This is a genomic window from Lysobacter enzymogenes (genome assembly GCF_023617245.1).
Taxonomy (GTDB): Bacteria; Pseudomonadota; Gammaproteobacteria; order Xanthomonadales; family Xanthomonadaceae; genus Lysobacter; species Lysobacter yananisis.
Genome location: NZ_CP067396.1, coordinates 1,047,594 through 1,068,078 on the forward strand (window position 1 = coordinate 1,047,594; position 20,485 = coordinate 1,068,078).

Sequence of the window (20,485 nt, forward strand, 5' to 3'; positions counted from 1 at the left end):
CGGCCCCGCGGGCCGGCCGAACCAACCAAGAGGTGCATGCTTCCATGAAGATCGATCTCCGCACTGCCGCCTACGCTTCGATCGTGCTGGGCGCGCTGTCGCTCGCCGCGTGCGCGAGCAAGGGCGAAACCACGCCGGACGCGCCGGCGTCCTCTTCGAGTACGCCGTCCAGCGCCCCGGCCGACGCCGCCACCGCGCCGCCGCCGACCAGCGGCGACGGCGGCTGATTCCCGCGCCCGGCCGCCGGAGCGGGCGGCCGGGCCCCGTTTTTGCGGGCGCGGTGCGGCCGGGCGAGTCGGCGGCGTCGCGCCCGTTTTTTCGGGTCGAGACAAATCTGGCGTGCGGTCGGAGAACGCCGCGGCTCAAGCCCCTCCCGCGTAGCGCCGTCCTCGACAAGCGGGCAACGACAACGACGGCGGCGGGAGGGGCTTGAGCCCCGGCGCTCTTGGCGCGGTGGGAGGGCTTCGGCCCCGAGGCTCACGGTTCGGGTCGCTGCTCGGCATCGGATCGGAAGGCGTCGGGCCTGAAGGCCCTCCCACAAGAGCGGTTTTCCCGGCCAGCGGCGCGGCCAGCACGCTTTTGTGGGAGGGGCTTCAGCCCCGACGCTTTCGGCTCGGGTCGCCGCGCGGCGTCGGATCGGAAGGCATCGGGCCTGAAGGCCCTCCCACCAGAGCGGTACACCGGCCGGCGGCGCGACAGGCGCGCTTTTGTGGGAGTGCTTGAGCCCGAGGCTTTCGGCTCGGGTCGCTGCGCGGCAGCGGATCGGAAGGCATCGGGCCTGAAGGCGCTCCCACCAGAGCGGTACACCGGCCGGCGGCGCGACAAGCGCGCTTTTGTGGGAGGGGCTTCAGCCCCGACGCTTCCGGCTCAGGTCGCCGCGCGGCATCGGGCCTGAATCCACGCAAGCGGAGTCGCCCCGCAAGCTGAATGAACGTTTCGCCCGTCCCCTGACTTCCGGCGCTGTCCGGGCCGCCCCGCGGCCCTAGAATCGCGCTCCATGACCGCCCCCGCGCGCCCCCGCACCCTGGTTCTGCGCTTCGCCGCCGCCTTCGCCCTGCTGGCGCTGGCGAACACGGCCGTGCAGGCGCGCACCGTGTACCGCTGCGTGCGCGACGGCACCGTCAGCCTCGCCACCGCGCCCGAACCGGGTTCGCGCTGCGAAGCCAAACAGATCGACGACAACGCGGTGAAGCTGCCGAACCTGTGGGGCGAGCTCGGCGTCATCAACGGCAACCTCTACGAGCGCCAGCAGGACGGCAAGACCGTCTACAGCACGCGCAACCTGCCCGGTTCGGTGCGGGTGATGGGCTTCAGCGTGGAAACGCCGCCGGGAGAGCCGGCGCATCCGGGCCTGGGCAAGGTCGGCAAGCCGCAGTTGGACAAGTTCGCCGCGCAGTTCCGCAGCGCGGCCAAGGCCAACGGCCTGGACGACGCCTGGTTGCGCGCGATCGCCCACGCCGAAAGCGGCTTCGACGCGCAAGCGGTGTCGAGCAAGGGCGCGCAGGGCGTGATGCAGCTGATGCCGGACACCGCGAAGGAATACGGCGTGGTCGATCCGTTCTCCTCGGACGAATCGATCAAGGCCGGCGCGCGCCACCTCAAGTCGCTGCTGCGGCGCTACAACAACGACCTGACCCTGGCCACGGCCGCCTACAACGCCGGCATCGGCACGGTGACGCGCTACCGCGGCGTGCCGCCGTACCGCGAAACCCAGGAGTACATCGCCAAGGTCGAGGCGCTGGTGCAGCGCTATCAGTTGGCGTTGGGGACGCGCAAGCCGGCGTTGCGCGCGGCGCAGTGAAGGAAGCAGGAGTGAGCGCGGAGGAGCGAGCGAGAGCACAAGCGCGCGGGCGCAGCAAAGAAAAAGCGGGCTGAAGCCCGCTTTTTCTTTGCTGCCGCAGAGCAAGCGCGAAGCGCCGCAAACGCTCGCTCCTCACTCCTCCACGCTCACTCCTGCTTCAAAGAGGCGTAAGCCGCAGCAACCGCGCATTCGTCCCATCCTCGAGCAACCACACATCGCCATTAGGCCCTTGCTCGACCTCGCGGATGCGCTTGCCCATCGGATAGCGCTCGGCTTCGGCCGCGGTATTGCCGTTGAACTTGACCCGCACCAGCGCCTGCGAGGCGAGGCCGCCGATCAGGCCGCTGCCGGCCCAGTTCGGGAAGCGGGTGCCCGAGTAGATCACGAAGCCGGCCGGCGCGATCACCGGGTTCCACCACGCTTCCGGCGCGTTGAGGTCGGGGCGGGTGTTGTGGCGCGGGATCGGCGTGCCGTCGTAGTGGTCGCCCTGCGAGACCAGCGGCCAGCCGTAGTTGGAGCCGCGCTCGATCAGGTTGAGTTCGTCGCCGCCCTTGGGCCCCATCTCGTGGGTCCACAGCTTGTTCTGCGCATCGAACGCGATGCCGAGCAGGTTGCGGTGGCCGTAGGACCACACCGTCGCGGCGACGCCGCCGCGGTTGTAGAAGGGATTGTCGGTCGGCACGCTGCCGTCGTCGTTGAGCCGGATCACCTTGCCCAGCGGCGAGTTGAGGTCCTGCGCGGGGTCGAACTTCTGCCGCTCGCTGGAGGTGATCCACAGCTTGTGGTCCGGGCCGAACGCGAGGCGGTGGCCGTAGTGGTTGCTGCCGCTGAGCTTGGGCTGGCGCCACAGCACCTGCAGGTTGCTCAGCGAGCCGCCGGAACTGGTGAGGTTGAGCTTGGCGCGCGCGACGGTGGCGCCGGCGGTGCCGCTGGTCGTGCCTCTCTCGGCGTAGCTGATGTAGATCAGGCTGTTGGTCGCGAACTGCGGATGCAGGATCACGTCGCCGAATCCGCCCTGGCCGCCGTAGGCCACGGCCGGCACGCCGGTGATGGTCTGCGCGCTGCCGCCGATGGTCAGCACCTTGAGCACGCCGCGCTTCTCGGTGACCAGCAGGCGGCCGTTGGGCAGGAAGGTCATCGCCCAGGGTTCGTTGAAACGCGCCACTTCGGTGGCGGTGAACGGGTTGGCCTTGGCCGCGCCCGCGTCGTCGGCCGGCGCATCGTGCGCGCTGGCGGTGGTGGCGGCCGCGGACAGGGCCAGCGCGGCAACGCACGACAGGCATAGCGTCTTGAGTTTCATCGGAAGTCTCCGGCGTGGGCGTGAGGGGAGGCCGGCCGAGAGTGCCACCCGCCGCGCGCGCGATCTTGCGACCGCCTCGGCAGTTCATCGCCGCCGTGCAGGCATGGCGAACGATCTTCAACCGCGATCACGCGCGCAATGTGGCTTGCGCGCTAGGAAATCGTAAGCGCGCGAGATGGCCGCGCGCAGGCGCCCGCATCGGTGCTGTACGCAGGTCACGCGATTGCTGCGGCTGCGCAAACCCGCCGAGCCGGAGCCCTGCGGCGAAGCTGCGTTCGCACGCGTAGCGACCGATGCGCGTGCGCCGCCGGCGCCCGCGTGAGGCCATCGCGTTCGCGGGCCGGTATCCGCCCCGGCGCGCGCGATCTTCAGGCCAGCGCCTTGGGCGCGTCGAACGGCAGCAGTTCCACTCCTTCCGCGCGCGCCAGCACCCGCGCCTCGGCCTGGCCGAGCAGCTCGCGGTCGCCGTCGATCACCACCAGGATGCGGCCGCTGCGGATGTGCGCATCGAACTTGCGCCGGATCGGATCGGGCAGCGACGACCCCACCAGCGCCGAGGCCCAGCAACCGACCATCGCGCCGGCGGCGAGCGCGGCGGCGGTGCCGGCGACGGTCAGGCCGATCGGCGTGACCACCACCGCCAGCAGCCCGGCGAGCAGGCCGGCGGCGCCGCCGTAGCCCGCGCCGCGCAGCGCCGCGGGCATCAGGTCGGTGTCGGCTTCCTTGCGTTCGTCGGGGATCGATTCCAGCTCGATGTCCGAGCGCGCGATCAGCAGGATGTCGTCGTCGCGCACGCCGGCCTCGCGCGCGGCGTCCATCGCCGCCTGCGCGCTGGCGAGGTGGGGAGTACTGAATACATGACGGGTCTTCATGTCGCCCTCCGCGCGCCGCCGTCGCTGGCGTTCGCGAAGGAACGCCGGTCGCAGCCCGGCCGGGCACGGCGGCGATGCCTGCACGGCCGTGGCGAAACCAGCGTCCGCCGCGATGGGTTAAAACGCGGTGAGACGCGCCGCGCCGCTCGTCGGCCGGTTCGCGCAGGGATTCGATCGGCCCGGCGCCAGCGGGCCGCGACGGCGCGACGCCCGACGGCGACCTGGGATGAGGATCGTCACTGGACGCGACCGCGCCGGCCGCGCATCCTGCGGCCGCTGTCGCATCGTTTCTTAGGTTCTCTCATGGAGTCGCCGCATGCTGCCCAGCGTGGAAGCGTATTGCCCGTATTGCGGCGAACCGATCGATCTGCTGGTCGACGACTCCGCCGGCGATCAGCGTTATATCGAGGATTGCCAGGTCTGCTGCCGCCCGATCGTGGTCGCGGTGAGCGTGGACGAGGACGGCGAGCCGCGCGTGGACGTGTTCGCCGAGAACGAAGCGTGAGGCCGACGCCGACGGCGGCGCTGAGCCCGGCTGCGTGCGGCTTGGCCGCCGCGCCGTTTCCGGAGTGCGGCACGCGCGGCGAGAGCGGCGAGCCGTGGGCGCCGGATGGGCATTCGAAAGCGTCCGCGCGCGATCCCGCCGGCGAACGCTCCGGCACACGGTCGTTGTGGCGCGACGATCCCCATTGGCCGCCGCATGGCCCGGTGCCGCGTTGAGCCCGCCGCTATTGTCGGCGCGCGCGCTCAACCGCGCGCTGCTGGCGCGGCAGTCGCTGCTCGAACGCAGCGCGCAGTCGCCGCTGGCGATGGTCGAACGCCTGCTCGGACTGCAGGCGCAGGCGCCGAACCCGCCGTACCTGGGCCTGTGGACGCGATTGCAGGACTTCGCCCTCGACGACCTGACCCAGGCGATGCGCGAGCGCCGCATCGTCCGCGCGACGATGATGCGCGGCACCTTGCACCTGGTCGGCGCCGACGACTACCGCGCCCTGCGCCCGGTGTTGCAGCCGGTGCTGCAACGGTTGTCGCTGGCCAGCGGCCACGCCAAGGCGCTGAAGGGCTTGGACCTGCACGCGCTGCGCCGCGCCGGCTTCGACGCGCTGCGCGCCGCGCCGCTGGGCGCGACCGCGCTCGGCGAGGCCTTGCGCGCGCAGTGGCCGCAACACGATTGCGACGAACTGGCGCGGCTGGTGCGCAATCTCGAACCGCTGGTGCACGTGCCGCCGGCCGGCACCTGGGACTGGCACAAGCCGGCGGCGTTCGCGACCGCGCTGGATTGGCTCGGCGCCGCGATCGCCGACGCGCCGGACGAGGACGCTGTCGACGCGATGGCGCTGCGCTACCTCGGTGCGTTCGGGCCGGCCAGCGCGCGCGATCTCGCGGCGTGGTCGGGGCTGGCCGCGACCAACCAGCGGCTGCAGCGCCTGCGTTCGCGCCTGTGCGTGTTCCGCGACGAAGACGGCAGCGAGTTGTTCGATCTGCCCGACGCGCCGCGGCCGCCGCCTGAACTGCCGGCGCCGTCGCGCTTGCTGCCGGAATTCGACAACGTCCTGCTCGCCCACGCGCGGCGCGCGCGCATCCTCGACGAGGCGCTGCGGCCGGCGGTGTTCAGCCGCAACGGCCTGGTCGCGGCGACCGTGCTCGTGGACGGTTTCGTCGCCGGGGTGTGGAAACTGCAGCGCGATGCGCGCACGGCGATGCTGACGATCTCGCCGTTCCGGCGCCTGGCGGCGGCGGAGCGCGCCGAACTGGAAGCGCAGGCGGCCGATTGCCTGCGCGTGGTGGCGGCGGATCGGGAGCGGCACGAGATCCATTTCGCGCGGGTGCAGCGGCCGGTGTAGCGGCGTCGCGGCTGGCACGAGAGCGTCGGGACTGAAGCCCCTCCCACAAAGCACTCCCGCAAGAAGCCTCCTATCAATAGCGAACGCGTCGGCGCCGTGTCGCGAGGCGGTTCCGGCATCGCTGTTGTGGGAGGGACTTCAGTCCCGACGCTCTCGCGCCAGCCGCGATCCACCCGCCCGCCGCACCGCGTTTTCGTAAACGTTGTGTTGCATTCAGCCAAATCCATCGAACGAAGCGCTAACGATTTGCCGCTGCGAGTCACGTTTCGTCGTAGCGCGTCGCCCCGATCGGGGCCGCGCCTAACCGCTGCGCGCCGCGCTGTGGTTAAGCCAACGTAGCTTTAACTCCCGCGTCCGGTGATCGGTTCAGAACCGGATCGGCAAGGTGGCCCCGTGCTTCGCAGCACCACATGCCGAGCGGTCGCCGACAGACGAGGCGTCGATCGCGCAACAACGGCCCACCCAATACGAGGAGAACCGACGGATGAACATCAAGTCCCGCAAGCCGCTGATCGCCGCCCTGGCCCTGACCGCCGCGCTGGCCGCACCGATGGCGTTCGCCCAGTCGGCCACCGAGCAGGCGCCGCCGACCGGCGATGCCGCGACCCCGGCGGCGACCGCCCAGGAACCGGCGGCCGCGACCGCCGCGCCGGCGCCGACCGCGCAGAAGAAGAGCTGGGCCGACGTCGATACCGACAAGAGCGGCAACCTCAGCAAGAACGAAGCCGCGGCCGTGCCCGCGCTGAGCCAGGTGTTCGAGCAGGCCGACAGCGACAGCAACGGTCAGCTGACGCCGGACGAATACAAGAACTACGTCGCCAAGGCCCAGTCGGGCGGCGGCGCCAGCAGCAGCGGCGGCAAGTAAGCGCGGCTGCAGCCACGGTCAGGGCGGCCGAACTCTCTCCGGCCGCCCCCTTGGGGTGCAGGATCTTCCTGCGTTGTGCGAAGGGCGGCCTCGGCCGCCCTTCTTTTTTGCGCGTATTCGCGCGCCGGCGCCGGGCGGTTGTTCGGTCCGCGCCGGGTTCGCCGCGGCGCTTCGCCGGCGCGGGTGCGCGCAACGCAAATGCGGGATAATCCGCGCATGAGCGCACCCCTTCGCATGATCGGCTTCGACGCCGACGACACTCTCTGGCGCAGCCAGGACTATTTCGATCAGGCCCAGCTCGATTTCGAGCGCATCGTCGGCCGGTACGTCGACCTCGGCGACGCGCGCCTGCACGAGCGCCTGTACGAGATCGAGAAGAACAACATCGGCGTGTTCGGTTACGGCGTCAAAGGCATGACCTTGTCGATGATCGAGGCGGCGGTGGCGATCACCGGCCAGCGCATCGCCGCGGCCGACCTGCACCGCATCGTCGAACTCGGCAAGGACCTGCTGCGCCATCCGGTGGAGATGCTGCCGGGCATCCCCGAGGCAGTGGCGGCGATCGCCGCGGACTTCGAGATCGTGCTGATCACCAAGGGCGACCTGTTCCACCAGGAGGCCAAGGTGAAGCAGTGCGGCCTGGCCGACCTGTTCCGGCGCATCGAGATCGTCAGCGAGAAGGACATCGGCACCTACGCCCGGCTGCTGCGCGAGTTCGGCCTGCCGGCGGCGCAGTTCGCGATGATCGGCAACTCGCTGCGCTCGGACATCGCGCCGGTGCTGGATCTGGGCGGCTGGGGCATCCACATGCCGTACCACACCACCTGGGCGCACGAGACCGAGGCCGAGGTCGCCGCCGACGCGCCGCGCCTGCGCCGCGTCGCCGGCGCGGCCGAGCTGCCGCAGGCGGTGCGCGAACTGGCGCGCGCGGCGCAGGCCTCGTGAAGCAGGCCGCATGGAGCAGGCCGCCTGAAACACGCCGCATGAAAACGGTACCGGCCCGATGCCGCGCCGCGGCCGACGGCAACCGCGACTGAGCGGCCGTGAAAGCGGCGCGAACGGTTAAAAACCGGTTCACCGAGACGGCGGCAAAGTCGCCTTGCCCGCCGACGATGCGGGCATCCCCCAGGAGACCGCCATGACCGCTCTTTCCCGCTGGTTCGCTCCCGTCGCCCTCGCCGCCGGTCTCGGTGCGGCGGCCTTCGCGCTGCCCGCGCCGGCGCGCGCCGACGACCTGACCCGGGTCATCGTCGATATCGCCGACGTGATCGTGCGCAACAACACGCCGTACTGGCGCTACGGCAACTACGGCTACAACGACCGCCTGATCGTGGTGCGCGACCGTTGGGGCCGGCCGACCTACTACCGCAACGCCCCGCGCTACGTCGATTACCGCTATCGCCCGGCGCCGCCGCCGCGCTACTACGCCAACGACCGCCGCTATTACGACCGCGACTGCAATCGCCACGGCAAGTGCCGGACCACTTATTACGACGCGCGCTACGACCGCCGCCACGACAATCGCTGGGACAACCGTTACTACGACCGCGGGCGAGGCCATGGCCATGGCCATGGCCATGGCAACGGCCGCTGGCGCGATCGCGACGACGATTGAGTCGGTGCCGTTGAACCGGCGCGGTTGAACCTGCGGCGTCCGGCCGCTGGCGCAGGGCCGCGGCCAGGCAAGCTCCACGACGACGGCGCCCCGGTGGCGCCGTCGTTGCATCCGGGCCGCGTCCATCGTCGCGCCGGGCCGCAGGGGGCGAGCCGCCGGCTCGCGCACGAACGTGGGCGGACGGTGATAGCCTGCCTTCCCCGCGGCCGCACCCGGCGCCCGCGCCCCGTCCGCACGAGGTCCTGCATGTCCCAGGTTTCCGTCCAAGCCCCCGCTTCCACGCGCCTGCGCGGCGCCGCGCTCGCGGCGGCGCTGCTGGCCGCGCTCGCGCTGCCGGGCACGGCCGCGGCGGATACGCTGACCTGCAAGCTCAAGTTCTCGATGTCGGGCTGGTCGGTGTTCTACAAGACCTCCAGCGGCTCGGGCACGATCCAGTGCAGCAACGGCCAGAGCATGAGCGTGAAGATCCGCGCCAAGGGCGGCGGCCTGACCGTCGGCAAGTCGCGGATCGATCGCGGCACCGGCGAGTTCGCCGGTGTGCGCCGGATCTCCGACGTACTCGGCAGCTACGCCACCGCCGAAGCCCATGCCGGCGCAGCGCGTTCGAGCAAGGCCCAGGTGATGACCAAGGGCGAGGTTTCGCTGGCCCTGGCCGGCACCGGCCAGGGCTGGGACCTGGGCGTGGCGTTCGGCAAGTTCACGATCTCGCGCTGATCGCAGCGACTGCGCCGCGGCGGTGCCATCGTCGGATCGAACCGTGCCGGCGTTGGTCTCGACCGGATCGCGCGCGCCGCTGCTGACTGGATCGCGAACGCGCCGTGGCTGCCGGCTGAACTGGCCGCGCGCGCTGCGTTGATCCCCGCACCGCCGGCCCGATTTAGCAAGGACGCGCAGCACACACGACAGCGCCCACGACGAAACGCGTCGCCGCCGCGAGGAGCCCGCCATGCCGCATTCGCTGAAACGAAAATTCTTCGCCCTGACCGCGTCGCTGGCGACGCTGCTCGGTACCTCGGTGCAGGCGCAGGACCTGGCGCCGGCGTGGCAGCCGCGCAGCGGCGACGGTTGGGTGGACGCGTGGCTGGGCGACATCAACCGCTACGGCGGGCGCTACCGCGAGCCGTTCGTCGACGAGATGGTGCGCTACTACGGCGCGCCGCGCGAACTGGTCGGCGAACTGCTCGATCGCCGCCGCTGGACGCCGGGCGATGTCTACTACGCCTGCGCCATCGCCCAGGTGCTGGGCCGCCCGTGCCGCTACGTGGTCGACGAATGGGACCGCGACCACGCCGACGGCTGGGGCGCGGTCGCGCAGCGGCTCGGCATCAAGCCCGGCTCGGCCGATTTCCACAAGCTCAAGCGCGGCTTCGTGCCGACCTACGACCGGTGGGGCCGGCCGATCCTGATCGACAGCGAGCTGCGCCGCGATTTCCCCAACCGTCCGTTCCGCGACGTCGAGACGCCGGCGCCGGCCAAGGCCAGCGATGCCAAGGCCAAGAACGCGAAGGGCGGCGACGCGGCCAAGCCGGGCAAGGGGGCGGCCAAGCCGCACGGCGGCAAGCAGGCTCCCGCCAAGGGGCCGGCGGGCAAGGGCACGGCCGGCAAAGGCCAGGACTGAGCGCGGGCGCAACGCATACCGCACGACGGCGGCTTCAAGTCCCCGTGCTTCAAGCCACCCTGCTTTTAAACCAACGTTTCGTTTCCCGCCGGGCACATGCGGCTTTGGTCCAGGCGCCGGGTCGCGGCGGCGCGGCTATGATCGCGGCATGAGCGATCCTTCTTTTCCCACCGTCGCGGTCGAGCCCGTCCGCATCGTCGATTACGACCCGCGCTGGCGCGCGGATTTCGCCCGCCTCAACATCGAATGGCTGGAGCGCTGGTTCGTGGTCGAGCCGATCGACCGCGAGGTGCTCGGCGATCCGGAAACCCATCTGCTGGCCGGCGGCGGCCGCATCCTGTTCGCGGTCGGCGCGGACGAGCGCGCGCTCGGCACGGTGGCCTTGCTGCCGTACCCGGACGGGACGGTCGAACTGACCAAGATGGCGGTGGCGCCGGGACTGCGCGGCGGCGGCATCGGCCGGCGCCTGATGGGCGGCGCGATCGACGCGTTCGCGCAGATGGGCGGGCGCGAGCTGTTCCTGGAATCGAGCACCAAGCTGGCGCCGGCGTTGAAGCTGTACGAGAGCGTCGGTTTCCGCCATCGCCCGGCGCCGCGGGCGGGTTCGCATTACCAGCGCGCGGATGTGTACATGGTGTGGGAGGCGGCGCCTGCCGGTTGAGGGGCGGTTTCGACGCGGTGCCCGCAGTCGCGGCGCGAGCGTGCGGGTGCGCGGTCGCGGCTTGCGCCGCTCCTACAGGGAGCGGCCGTAACCGCGAACGGGCTCGGAGCGACTGTAGGAGCGGCGCAAGCCGCGACCGCGAATCCCGGTCGACGCCGTCGCTGCGAGGCCGCGCACAAGGCTCAGGCCGAAACCTCCTCGCCCTGCCGCCGCTGCAGATCCCACATCTGCGCATACACGCCCTGCATCGCCAGCAATTGCGCATGCGTCCCGCGTTCGAGGATGCGCCCGGCGTCCATGACCAGGATCTGGTCCGCATCCATCACCGTCGACAAACGATGCGCGATCACCAGCGTGGTGCGGCCCACCGCCAATCGGTCCAGCTCGCCCTGGATCGCGCGCTCAGACTTGGAATCCAGGGCCGAGGTGGCCTCGTCGAAGATTAGGATCGACGGGTTCTTGAGCAGCGCGCGGGCGATCGCCACGCGCTGTTTCTCGCCGCCCGACAGCTTCAGCCCGCGCTCGCCGACCGGGGTGTCGTAGCCGTCGGGCAGGCCGACGATGAACTCGTGGATGTGGGCCGCGCGCGCGGCGGCCTCGATGTCGGCTTCGCTGGCCTCGGGCCGGCCGTAGCGGATGTTGTAGCCGATGGTGTCGTTGAACAGCACCGTGTCCTGCGGGACGATGCCGATCGCGCCGCGCAACGAGGACTGGCTCAGCGCGCGCAGGTCGGCGCCGTCGATCTCGATCGCGCCGGTATCGACGTCGTAGAACCGGTACAGCAGCCGCGCCAGGGTCGACTTGCCCGAGCCGGAGTGGCCGACCACCGCCACGGTGGCGCCGGCGGCGATCTCGAAGTCGACGCCGCGCAGGATCTCGCGGCGCGGGTCGTAGCCGAAGCGGACCTCGCGGAAGCGCACCGCCGGGCGGGCGCTGGCCAGCGCTACGGCGCCGTCGGCGTCGCGCACGTCCTGGCGTTCGTCGAGCAGGCCGAACAGGCGCTCCATGTTGGTCAGCGCCTGCTTCACCTCGCGGTACATCATGCCGAGCATGAACAACGGTGCCGACAGCTGCAGCAGATAGGCATTGACCAGGACCAGGTCGCCGACGGTCATGCGGCCCTCGGCCACGCCCTGCGCGGCCAGCCACATCATCGCGGTCACGCCCAGCGCCACGGTCAGGCTCTGGCCCAGGTTGAGCACGGCGAGCGTCTTGATCGACATCACCTGCGCGTTCTCCAGGTGGCGCAGATTGTCGTCGTAGCGCAGCGCCTCGTGCTCTTCGTTGTTGAAGTACTTGACCGTCTCGTAGTTGAGCAGCGAATCCACCGCGCGCTCGTTGGCGCGGGTGTCGGCCTCGACCGCGGCGCGGTAATAGCGCGTGCGCCATTCGGTCACCGCCACCGTCCACAGGCCGTAGAGCAGCAGGGTGCCGATGGCGATCGCGGCGAAGCGCCAGTCGTAGATCCACACCAGCACCGCGGTCACCAGCGCCACTTCGATCAGCACCGGGACGATGGTGTAGAGCGTCCAGTCGAGCAGGTCGGAGATCGCGCTGCCGCCGCGCTCGACGTCGCGGGCGACGCCGCCGGTGCGGCGGGCGAGGTGGAAGCGCAGGCTCAGGCCGTGCAGGTGGCGGAACACCTGCAGGGTCACCTGGCGCGAGGTCCGCGCCATCACCCGCGCGAACACCACCTGGCGCAGTTCGGTGAACAAGGTCACCCCGACCCGCGCCGCGCCGTAGGCCAGCAGCAGCGCCACCGGCAGCAGCGCCGGTGTGACCGGCACGTTGAGCCGGTCGATGAGCTGCTTGAGCGCCATCGGCACATACAGGTTCAGCAGCTTGGCGGCCAGCACCATCAGCAGGGCCAGGACGATGCGGCCCAGATACGGACGCAGGTACGGCAGCAGCGAGGCCAGCACCGACCAGTCGTCGCGGCGGCCGTCGGCGCGGGCGACCGGCGCGGCGCCGTCGCGGGCGTCGCCTTCGGCGGGAGGATCGGTGGGAGGCGGGACGGCGCTCATGCGGTCGGGTCGCGGGGAAGGGAACGCGCGAGCATAGGACCTCAAGCGCGCTTGCGGTCAACCCGGGGGCCGTCGCCGCGGCGGCGCCGGAGAATGGTGCCGAACCGGGCGACCGCGCGCGTCGGCGCGGCGCGCGCTCGAAAACCGCGCCGTCGCCGTGGCATTCTGGGCGCCCCGCGCGCTGGGCGCGCGCGTCCGCCCGTACCGGCGGGCCCGCGCGGGCCGCGCCGCTGCAAGGAGCAACAGGCATGAACGCCGTCCGCCGCCGTTTCGTCCCCCGTCTGGCCGTCCTCGCCGCGCTCGCGTGCGCCGTGGCCGCGCCGCCGCTGGCCGCGCAGTACCCGCGCAGCTATCCGACGCCGCCGGCGTCGGAGCTGCCGCAACCCGAGCAACCGCCGCTGCGCGCCTGCTTCCTGCTCAGCGAGCTGGGCGGCAGCGAACTGCGCCGGCGGCCGGCGCAGGGCTGCGATCGCCAGGTCTCGCCAGCGGCCACCTTCGAACTGGCCGCGGCGCTGGCCGCGCTGGACGCCTCGGTGGTGCGCGCCACCGGCGCCAGCAACGGCCAGACCCTGGAATCGGCGCTGGCCTATTCCTCGCCGGAATACTTCCGCGACATCGACCGGCAGATGGGCGCGACGCGCATGGGCGAGTATCTCAACCGCTTCGGCTACGGCAACGCCGACACCCGCGGCGGCGGCGAGTACTGGAACGGCGGCTCGCTGCTGATCTCGCCGAACGAGCAAATGCGTTTCCTGCAACGCCTGTTCGGCGACCAGTTGCCGGTGTCGCGCCAGTCGATGATGAGCGTGCGCGAGAGCCTGGAGCCGCCGGGCTACGTGGTGTCCTCGCGCGGGCGGGTGATCGCCGCGTCCGGAGCGATGACCGGCGGCGTGCCGCCGATGATCAAGACCGGCGCGGTCGATGCCGGCAACGAATCGGTGCGCTGGCAGGTCGGCATGCTGACCCGCGACAACCGCAAGTACGTCTACGTCAGCTGCGTGACCGGCCCGCTCGGCCTGGCGCAGAATGCCGCCGAGATCGTGGCGAGCCACGAGCTGCGCAACGCCGGCGTGCAGTGACCGTCGCGCGCTGACGGGGCGTTCGCCGCGCCCGCGCGCCGGCGCCCGCCGCTTCAGCCCGCGCGAACGCGTTCCCAGTCCAGGCCGAAGCGGGCGAGGTACTTGCGCAGCCGGTCGGCATCGTTGCTGCTGGCCTTGTTCGCGCGCGAGACCGCGAACAGCTCGCGGCCGGCCTGCGACAGGCTCTTGCTGCGCCGGCATACCGTCAGCACGTCGTCCAGCTGGACCCGGTCGAAGCGGTCCAGCTGCGCCGCCGCATGCGCGCCGAGCAACTGGTCCAAGGCCGAGACCGCTTGCGCGCCGTGCCACTGCGCGCGCAAGCGGCCGATCTCTTCCTCGACCAGATCGGCGCGGATGCGTCCGCCCTCGGCCAGCGTCGCCAGCCGCATCACCGACGCGCCCAGGTCGCGGAAATTGCCGCTCCAGCTGGCTTCGCCGCTGAGCGCGAAGGCGAGGTAGCGTGCGCGCGCCTCGCGGTTGAAGGTCACCCGCTGGTGGTTCTCGCGCGAATGCCGTTCCAGTTCGAATTCCAGGTTCGGCTCGATGTCCTCCGCGCGCTCGGCCAGGCCGGGCAGGCGGTAGGTCCACAGGTTCAGGCGCGCCAACAGGTCTTCGCGGAAGCGGCCGTCCAGCACGCTGGCCTGCAGGTCGCGGTTGGTGCCGGCGATCAGTTGGAAGTCGCTTTCCACTTCCTTGTCGCCGCCGACCGGCAGGAAGCGCTTTTCCTCCAGCGCGCGCAGCAGCATCGCCTGTTCGTCCAGGCCCAGCTCGCCGATCTCGTCGAGGAACAGCAGGCCCTGGTGGGCCGAGCGCAGCAGGCCGGCGCGATCGGCCGAGGCGCCGGTGTAGGCGCCCTTGATATGGCCGAACAAGGTGCTCATCGCGCCGTCGCCGCGCAGGGTCGCGCAGTTGACCTCGACGAAACGGCCGGGCAGCTGGTGCTTCTGCTTTTTCAGGTCGAACACGCGCCGCGCCAGCTGGCTCTTGCCGGCGCCGGTCGGGCCCATCAGCAGCATCGGCGACTTCGAGCGCGTGGCCACCGTTTCGATCTGCTCGATCATGCGGTTGAACGCCGGGTTGCGCGTGGCGATGCCGCTCTTGAGCAGGTCGCGGTCGTGCAGGCGCTGCTCGGCGAAGCGTTGGGCGATGCGGTCGTAGCGCGACAGGTCCAGATCGATGATCGCGAAGCTGCCCGGCGAGCGGCCGTCCTGCTTGCGCGGCGGCGCGGTCTGCAGCAGCCGGCCGGGGAACAGCCGGCTTTCGGCCAGCAGGAACCAGCAGATCTGCGAGACGTGGGTGCCGGTGGTGATGTGGACGTAGTAGTCCTCCTCGTCCGGGCGGAAGTCGTAGCCGCGGACGAAATCGTCGAGCACGCCGTAAACCGCCTCGAAGTCCCAGGGGTCGCTGAGGTAGAGGTCGTGGCGGCGGATGTCGCTTTCGGGCGAGACCTGGGCGAGGTCGGCGGCGACCTGCCCGGCGAGCCGGGCGAAGCGGCGTTCGTCGGCGAGCAGCTCCATGCGGTCGAGCAGGAAGTCCTCGTGCATGCCCAGCGAGACGGTCGGGCGCCATTTCTCCCAGCGGCCGGCGCCGGAGGCGGCGTCGAGCTGGGTGCCGAGCATGCCGATGACGACCTGGCGTTTCATGGGCTATCCATTTGGATAAATTTATATCTCAAAGTATAGGAACAGATCGAAGTAGATAGCGAGCGTCGGCGGGCTGATTGACCTTAAATCTTTCAAAAACAACAAGTTGATTCGCGGTCGGGAAAGTTGGCACGGCCATTGCGTTAGTCCTGGCGAGTCCCGAAAGCGAATGCCCGATGGCCAACCCCTCGGCGCCTCGCCTCGGATCGCTACCGCCGCGAGGCGGGCGCAAGCGGCGACACGGACGGTCGCCGCAGCGGCGCAAGGACGCGCCGCGACGCGGATGCACGGATCGCCTCCGCGCGGTGGACCAGGACGGTCCGCCGGCCGCACGCGCCAAGGAGGTGCGAGGCGGCGCAGGGAAGACGCCGGCGGGCCAGGGTGGCCCGCCGGCCCGGTCTGGACCAACGATGCATCACGACAATTCAACGGCTCGAACGAGCCACGGGCACGAAGCCCGAACCGCAGGAGCTGCACCCATGAACGCCAACGCCAACGCCCACTACGACGTCATCCACGACCCGGGCTCGGTGCCGATCAAGCACTGGACCCGCGGCGTGCCGCTGGAAGACGAAGCGCGCCGCCAGCTGCAGAACATCGCCAAGCTGCCGTTCGTGCACCGCTGGATCGCGGTGATGCCCGACGTGCACCTGGGCAAGGGCGCGACCGTGGGTTCGGTGGTGCCGACCCTCGGCGCGATCGTGCCGGCCGCGGTCGGCGTGGATATCGGCTGCGGCATGATCGCGGTGCGCACCACCCTGGTGGCGAGCGACTTGCCGGATCAGTTAGGTCCGCTGCGCGCGGCGATCGAGAAAGCCGTGCCGCACGGCCGCACCGTCGGCCGCGGGCTGCGCGACAAGGGCGCGTGGGCGAATCCGCCGGCGGCGTCGCTGCAGGCCTGGGAACGCTTGCACGAGGGTTTCGACCGCATCGTCGCCAAGCATCCCAAGCTCGAGCGCAGCAACCACTTGAGCCACCTGGGTACCCTGGGCACCGGCAACCACTTCGTCGAGGTCTGCCTGGACGAGGAACAGCGCGTGTGGTTCATGCTGCACTCGGGTTCGCGCGGCGTCGGCAACGCCATCGGCAGCCACTTCATCGAGTTGGCCAAGCAGGACATGCGCCGCTGGATGATCAACCTGCCGGACCAGGATCTCGCTTACCTGCCCGAAGGCAGCGACCATTACGCCGACTATGTGTTCGCGGTGGACTGGGCGCAGCGGTTCGCGCGCGACAACCGCGAGATCATGATGCGGCACGTGGTCGAAGCGGCGCGCACGGTCATCGCCAAGCCGTTCCAGGCGCAGGCCGAGGCGGTCAACTGCCATCACAACTACGTCAACCGCGAGCATCACTTCGGCAAGGACGTGCTGGTGACGCGCAAGGGCGCGGTGAGCGCGCGCAAGGGCGAGCTGGGCATCATCCCGGGCAGCATGGGCGCCAAGAGCTTCATCGTGCGCGGCCTCGGCAACGCCGACAGCTTCCATAGCTGCAGCCACGGCGCCGGACGCGTGATGAGCCGCACCGAGGCCAAGAAGCGCATCAGCCTGGAAGAGCACGCCCGCGCCACCGCGCACGTGGAATGCCGCAAGGACGCCGACGTGGTCGACGAATCGCCGGCCGCCTACAAGCCGATCGACGCGGTCATGGCCGCGCAGAGCGACTTGGTCGAGATCGTGCATACCCTGCGCCAGGTCGTGTGCGTGAAGGGCTGATCGACGGATGGACGCGAGCGGCGGATTGAACCGACACAGCGGGCGGCGCGAGCCGCCCGCATCGAACCCGGCAAGGAAACGACAGCGCGCGGCGGAGCCCGCGCGCGCGGGAAAGACCATGGACAAGAAAATGGAAATGATCGAAATCAGCGGCGCGACCGGCGGCGGCCAGCTGCTGCGCACGGCGCTGGCGCTGAGCCTGTGCACCGGCACCGCGTTCGAGATGCAGCACATCCGCGCCAAGCGCAAGCGCCCGGGCCTGATGCGCCAGCACCTCACCGCGGTCGGCGCGGCCGCGCAGATCGGCCGCGCCTACGTCGAAGGCGCGCAGCTCGGCGCGACCACGCTGCGCTTCGTCCCGGGCCAGGTGCAGCCGGGCCGCTACCGCTTCTCCATCGGCACCGCCGGTTCGGCGACGCTGGTGCTGCAGACGGTGCTGCCGGCGTTGTGGGCCTGCGATGCGGCCTCGGAAATCACCGTCGAAGGCGGCACCCACAACCCGCTCGCGCCGAGCGCCGACTTCCTCGCCGAGTGCTACCTGCCGGCGCTGCGCCGGTTCGGCGTGGAGACCGCGTTCGCGCTGCACCGCCACGGCTTCTTCCCGGCCGGCGGCGGCTGCGTGCAGTTGCGCGTCGCGCCCGGCGCGGGCTTGCACCCGGCGAATTTCCTCGAGCGCGACCCCGCGCCGCGTCTGCAGGCAACCGCGCTGTTGGCGTCGCTGGCCGACGCGATCGGCCAGCGCGAGCTGCAGGTGCTGGCCGGGCAGCTGAAGTTGGGCCCCGACGCGTTGCAGCTGCGCCGCGCGCCGACCGCGCAAAGCCCGGCCAATGTGCTGATGCTGAAGATCGGCGGCGAAGGCCAGCACACCGAGCTGTTCGATGCGCTCGGCGAGCGCGGCGTCGGCGCCGAGCAGGTCGCCGCCGGACTGGCGCGGCGCGTGGGCGAGTACCTGAGCGCGGACGCGGCGGTCGGCGAGCACCTGTCCGACCAGTTGCTGCTGCCGATGGCGCTGGCCGGCGGCGGCGAATTCACCACCGCCTTCGTCAGCGATCATCTGTCGAGCAATGCGCGCCTGATCGAGAAGTTCCTGCCGGTGGAGATCGACTGGGTCCAGCAGGGCAAGCGCTGCTGGCGGGTGACGGTGAACTCGTGAACAAACATAGCCACGGCGCAAACGAGCAGGCCGCGCGGCCCCACCGCGCGGCCTTTTTCATGGTGCGGCGCTCGTGTCCGCCGATGCCGCGTTTTCGATGGCGCGCCTCAGTAGTTGGCCGGATTGGAACTGAAAGTCACCGGCACGCTGACGCTGACGCAGCCGCCGACCGGCAGCACGATGCCGGCGACGCTGATCGAGGTATTGCCGGCGGCGCCGCCGCCGGAGGGGCAGGTGCCCGGGGTGGGGCCGCTGCCGGTGCAGGTCCAGCCGGTGGTCAGGGTCGCGCCGGCCGGCAGAGTGTCGGTGATGGTGGCGCCGTTGGCCGGGTCCGGACCGCTGTCGTTGCAGGCGTTGAGGACGTAGATGGTGCTGGTGCCGGGCGTATAGCTGGTGCGGCTGTCGTCCTTGCTGAGGCGCAGGCTCACCGACGGCCGCACCACCGGCGTGCTGGTTGGGGTCGAATCCGGGCAGGGCGTGGCCAGGGTGCAATTGGGGTCGCCGCCGCCGGCGACGCGCGCGGTATTGATCAAGGGCCCGGTCGCGGCGAAGGCGACGTTGACGGCGAACGAGAAACTGGAACTGCCCGCCGCGGCGATGGCCGCGTTGCTCTGGCAGGTCAGCACGTTGCTGGCCGCGGTGCAGGCCCAGTTGGCCGCGTTCGCGCCGCCCAGCGCGACCGCGCCGTTGGGCACGCTGAGCCCGGCCGGCAGCGCGTCGGTGACGGTGATCTGGCCGGCCGTGGCGACGTTGCCGGCGTTGGCGACGGCGATGGCGTAGGTGCCGGTGCCGCCGGCGGTGAAGCTGGCCGGCGTGGCGGTCTTGTCCACCGACAGGTTCACGCAGTCCACCGCGAAGTTGACGCTGGAGCTGTTGTTGGCGGTGTTGATGTCGCCGAAGCGGTCGCTGTTGGAGAAGGCGACCGTGGCGGTGTTGGTCACGGTGCTGTTGCAGGTGGCGTTGTTGGCGAGCGTGCCGGTGACGGTGAAGGTCAGCGTGCCGCCGGGCAACAGCGAATAGCCGCCGGTCACGGCGATGTTGCCGCTGCCGTTGGCCGGACAGGTGGAGCCGGCGCTCGCGACGCAGCTCCAGCTGACCCCGGTGACCTGGGCCGGAAAGCTGTCGGCGATGTCGGGCGCGTCGGTGCCGGGGATCGTCGGCGCCTGGTTGCCGGCGACGACCGGGTTGATGTCGTTGTTGCTGACCACCAGGGTGTAGGTCACCGGTTGGCCGCGGCGGATGCGCGGGGCCGAGACGGTCTTGACGATGCCCACGTCGGCCGGCACCGAGGCCAGCATGTTGCGGATCTCATGGATGTTGTTGAGGCCGCCGGTGGACGCGGCATAGCCCATGCGCAGGTTGGCCGGCGCGGGGTAGTTGAAATTGACGTTGTTGAGCAGCACGGTCTGGGTGCCGCCGGTCGGGCCCTGCGAAACGGTGACGGTGTAGCCCGGCTGCGGCGTGTTCGGAATCAGCGCCACCATCAGGTGGTTGCTGGTGGGGCGGGTGGTGACGCTGGGCGAGTCGATGCCGCCGCTCACCGCGGCGTTGGCCAGCCAGCGGTAGCTGTCGCTGGCCGGGCCGCGCAGCACCAGGCGGTCGGACTGGCTGCCGGGGCTGCCGCTGGTGGACGGGCAGCCGCCGGTGACGCCCGGCAGTTGTCCGGAGAAGTTGCCGAACTCGTCCAGGCCCAGGCCGAGGTAGGCGCCGTTGCCGCCGCAATAACCCAGGCTGCCGCCGGGGCTGCCGCCCATGGTGCCGGTGGCGTCGTAGAGGAAGAAGGTGGTGCCATCGGCGCCGTTGCCGCCCCAGTTGACGTAGTCGAACTCGACGGTGACGCCCTGGGTGGACGGAAACGAGCCGCCGGTGTACAGCGCCTGGCCCTGGTGATTGTTGAGGTTGGTGGTCAGGCGCAGCCAGCCGCTGCCGTTGGCGTCGTTGACGTTGTTGGGGATGGCGCCGTAACCGCCGGTCAGGATGCCGCTGCGGTTGGTGCCGGGATTGGTGCCGGTGATGGTCCAGCCCGCCTCGGTGTTGTTGCGGAAGGTCGAGGAGACCTTGAACTGGGCCTGCGCGGCGGGCGCGAACAGCAGCGCCAGCGGCAACCCGAGCAGCACCCAAGGTGCCGCCGGGCGCAGGCCGGCGTTGCGCGAACAGCGATCGTGTCTATGCATAGCGTTGCGGCTCAGGAGCCGACGTCCCCCATGGGCGCGTCCGGGCGCGATTCGCACGCTCCGCTCAGCGAGATGAAAAACGCGTAAAAACGTGCGCTCGTTGTGCAGGAAAGTTCGCTGG

18 protein-coding genes and 1 pseudogene are annotated in these 20,485 nt (G+C 70.7%); 13 read left to right on the forward strand and 6 right to left on the reverse strand.

The genetic code is table 11. The features are described 5' to 3' along the window. Positions 1-44 precede the first annotated feature (44 nt). Complete coding sequence (locus JHW41_RS04495) at positions 45-227, forward strand: hypothetical protein (protein WP_057948996.1); 183 nt, start codon at positions 45-47, stop codon at positions 225-227. 371 nt (positions 228-598) lie between these two features. Here the strand turns inward: JHW41_RS04495 and JHW41_RS26365 are convergent. After that, positions 599-763, reverse strand: a pseudogene (locus tag JHW41_RS26365) (hypothetical protein); the annotation flags it as partial. A 234-nt stretch (positions 764-997) separates the two neighbouring features. On the opposite strand from JHW41_RS26365, the gene JHW41_RS04500 reads away from it, so the two are divergent. Next, entirely contained in the window at positions 998-1,801 is an 804-nt protein-coding gene (locus JHW41_RS04500) for a lytic transglycosylase domain-containing protein (protein WP_250449179.1), read from the forward strand. Between the two features lie 157 nt (positions 1,802-1,958). On the opposite strand, the gene JHW41_RS04505 is transcribed toward JHW41_RS04500, so the two are convergent. Next, positions 1,959-3,101, reverse strand: a complete 1,143-nt coding sequence (locus JHW41_RS04505; protein ID WP_250449180.1) for a PQQ-dependent sugar dehydrogenase — start codon at positions 3,099-3,101, stop codon at positions 1,959-1,961. Positions 3,102-3,469: 368 nt separating this feature from the next. Beyond that, positions 3,470-3,973 (reverse strand): hypothetical protein, encoded by a 504-nt coding sequence (locus JHW41_RS04510; RefSeq protein WP_078997120.1) that lies wholly within the window; start codon positions 3,971-3,973, stop codon positions 3,470-3,472. A gap of 316 nt (positions 3,974-4,289) precedes the next feature. Here JHW41_RS04510 and JHW41_RS04515 point away from each other — a divergent pair, with 316 nt between their 5' ends. The 8 genes from JHW41_RS04515 (at position 4,290) to JHW41_RS04550 (ending at position 10,576) form a co-directional block, all read left to right on the forward strand. After that, positions 4,290-4,478 (forward strand): CPXCG motif-containing cysteine-rich protein, encoded by a 189-nt coding sequence (locus JHW41_RS04515; RefSeq protein ID WP_250449181.1) that lies wholly within the window; start codon positions 4,290-4,292, stop codon positions 4,476-4,478. Positions 4,479-4,689: 211 nt separating this feature from the next. Next, positions 4,690-5,817 carry a winged helix DNA-binding domain-containing protein gene (locus JHW41_RS04520; RefSeq protein WP_250449182.1) on the forward strand — a complete coding sequence of 376 codons (1,128 nt, stop codon included), beginning with the start codon at positions 4,690-4,692 and terminating at the stop codon, positions 5,815-5,817. Between the two features lie 484 nt (positions 5,818-6,301). Further along, entirely contained in the window at positions 6,302-6,682 is a 381-nt protein-coding gene (locus JHW41_RS04525; RefSeq protein ID WP_057948991.1) for a hypothetical protein, read from the forward strand. 216 nt (positions 6,683-6,898) lie between these two features. Then, complete coding sequence (locus JHW41_RS04530) at positions 6,899-7,627, forward strand: HAD family hydrolase (RefSeq protein WP_250449183.1); 729 nt, start codon at positions 6,899-6,901, stop codon at positions 7,625-7,627. Between the two features lie 193 nt (positions 7,628-7,820). Next, positions 7,821-8,297 (forward strand): hypothetical protein, encoded by a 477-nt coding sequence (locus JHW41_RS04535; RefSeq protein WP_250449184.1) that lies wholly within the window; start codon positions 7,821-7,823, stop codon positions 8,295-8,297. A gap of 246 nt (positions 8,298-8,543) precedes the next feature. Then, positions 8,544-9,011, forward strand: a complete 468-nt coding sequence (locus JHW41_RS04540) for a hypothetical protein (RefSeq protein ID WP_250449185.1) — start codon at positions 8,544-8,546, stop codon at positions 9,009-9,011. A 232-nt stretch (positions 9,012-9,243) separates the two neighbouring features. Further along, positions 9,244-9,915 carry a hypothetical protein gene (locus tag JHW41_RS04545; RefSeq protein ID WP_250449186.1) on the forward strand — a complete coding sequence of 224 codons (672 nt, stop codon included), beginning with the start codon at positions 9,244-9,246 and terminating at the stop codon, positions 9,913-9,915. 148 nt (positions 9,916-10,063) lie between these two features. Next, positions 10,064-10,576 (forward strand): GNAT family N-acetyltransferase, encoded by a 513-nt coding sequence (locus tag JHW41_RS04550; RefSeq protein ID WP_250449187.1) that lies wholly within the window; start codon positions 10,064-10,066, stop codon positions 10,574-10,576. A gap of 182 nt (positions 10,577-10,758) precedes the next feature. On the opposite strand, the gene JHW41_RS04555 is transcribed toward JHW41_RS04550, so the two are convergent. Beyond that, positions 10,759-12,600: an ABCB family ABC transporter ATP-binding protein/permease gene (locus JHW41_RS04555; protein ID WP_250449188.1), complete on the reverse strand. Its 1,842-nt coding sequence runs from the start codon at positions 12,598-12,600 to the stop codon at positions 10,759-10,761. Between the two features lie 248 nt (positions 12,601-12,848). Here JHW41_RS04555 and JHW41_RS04560 point away from each other — a divergent pair, with 248 nt between their 5' ends. After that, positions 12,849-13,679 (forward strand): penicillin-binding transpeptidase domain-containing protein, encoded by an 831-nt coding sequence (locus JHW41_RS04560; protein ID WP_250449189.1) that lies wholly within the window; start codon positions 12,849-12,851, stop codon positions 13,677-13,679. Positions 13,680-13,732: 53 nt separating this feature from the next. Here the strand turns inward: JHW41_RS04560 and rtcR are convergent, their stop codons facing one another. Beyond that, the gene (rtcR, locus tag JHW41_RS04565) at positions 13,733-15,322 is read right to left on the reverse strand and encodes an RNA repair transcriptional activator RtcR (RefSeq protein WP_250449190.1); all 1,590 of its coding nucleotides are present in this window, start codon (positions 15,320-15,322) and stop codon (positions 13,733-13,735) included. Positions 15,323-15,801: 479 nt separating this feature from the next. Between rtcR and JHW41_RS04570 the strand changes: the two genes are divergently transcribed. Together JHW41_RS04570 and rtcA are read left to right on the forward strand one after the other, a co-directional pair. Further along, complete coding sequence (locus tag JHW41_RS04570) at positions 15,802-17,037, forward strand: RtcB family protein (protein ID WP_250449191.1); 1,236 nt, start codon at positions 15,802-15,804, stop codon at positions 17,035-17,037. A 118-nt stretch (positions 17,038-17,155) separates the two neighbouring features. After that, entirely contained in the window at positions 17,156-18,190 is a 1,035-nt protein-coding gene (gene rtcA / locus JHW41_RS04575; protein ID WP_250449192.1) for an RNA 3'-terminal phosphate cyclase, read from the forward strand. 107 nt (positions 18,191-18,297) lie between these two features. Here rtcA and JHW41_RS04580 read toward each other — a convergent pair whose 3' ends face one another. Next, positions 18,298-20,364 carry a hypothetical protein gene (locus JHW41_RS04580; protein ID WP_250449193.1) on the reverse strand — a complete coding sequence of 689 codons (2,067 nt, stop codon included), beginning with the start codon at positions 20,362-20,364 and terminating at the stop codon, positions 18,298-18,300. Between the last annotated feature and the right edge of the window lie 121 nt (positions 20,365-20,485).

Coding starts and splice junctions, on each gene's coding strand:
- JHW41_RS04570 (WP_250449191.1), top strand. CDS start 15,802: ATGAACGCCAACGCCAACGCCCACTACGACGTCATCCACGACCCGGGC.
- JHW41_RS04535 (WP_250449184.1), top strand. CDS start 7,821: ATGACCGCTCTTTCCCGCTGGTTCGCTCCCGTCGCCCTCGCCGCCGGT.
- JHW41_RS04515 (WP_250449181.1), top strand. CDS start 4,290: ATGCTGCCCAGCGTGGAAGCGTATTGCCCGTATTGCGGCGAACCGATC.
- JHW41_RS04505 (WP_250449180.1), bottom strand. CDS start 3,101: ATGAAACTCAAGACGCTATGCCTGTCGTGCGTTGCCGCGCTGGCCCTG.
- JHW41_RS04580 (WP_250449193.1), bottom strand. CDS start 20,364: ATGCATAGACACGATCGCTGTTCGCGCAACGCCGGCCTGCGCCCGGCG.
- JHW41_RS04530 (WP_250449183.1), top strand. CDS start 6,899: ATGAGCGCACCCCTTCGCATGATCGGCTTCGACGCCGACGACACTCTC.
- JHW41_RS04495 (WP_057948996.1), top strand. CDS start 45: ATGAAGATCGATCTCCGCACTGCCGCCTACGCTTCGATCGTGCTGGGC.
- rtcR (WP_250449190.1), bottom strand. CDS start 15,322: ATGAAACGCCAGGTCGTCATCGGCATGCTCGGCACCCAGCTCGACGCC.
- JHW41_RS04555 (WP_250449188.1), bottom strand. CDS start 12,600: ATGAGCGCCGTCCCGCCTCCCACCGATCCTCCCGCCGAAGGCGACGCC.
- JHW41_RS04500 (WP_250449179.1), top strand. CDS start 998: ATGACCGCCCCCGCGCGCCCCCGCACCCTGGTTCTGCGCTTCGCCGCC.
- JHW41_RS04560 (WP_250449189.1), top strand. CDS start 12,849: ATGAACGCCGTCCGCCGCCGTTTCGTCCCCCGTCTGGCCGTCCTCGCC.
- JHW41_RS04525 (WP_057948991.1), top strand. CDS start 6,302: ATGAACATCAAGTCCCGCAAGCCGCTGATCGCCGCCCTGGCCCTGACC.
- JHW41_RS04510 (WP_078997120.1), bottom strand. CDS start 3,973: ATGAAGACCCGTCATGTATTCAGTACTCCCCACCTCGCCAGCGCGCAG.
- JHW41_RS04540 (WP_250449185.1), top strand. CDS start 8,544: ATGTCCCAGGTTTCCGTCCAAGCCCCCGCTTCCACGCGCCTGCGCGGC.
- JHW41_RS04550 (WP_250449187.1), top strand. CDS start 10,064: ATGAGCGATCCTTCTTTTCCCACCGTCGCGGTCGAGCCCGTCCGCATC.
- rtcA (WP_250449192.1), top strand. CDS start 17,156: ATGGACAAGAAAATGGAAATGATCGAAATCAGCGGCGCGACCGGCGGC.
- JHW41_RS04545 (WP_250449186.1), top strand. CDS start 9,244: ATGCCGCATTCGCTGAAACGAAAATTCTTCGCCCTGACCGCGTCGCTG.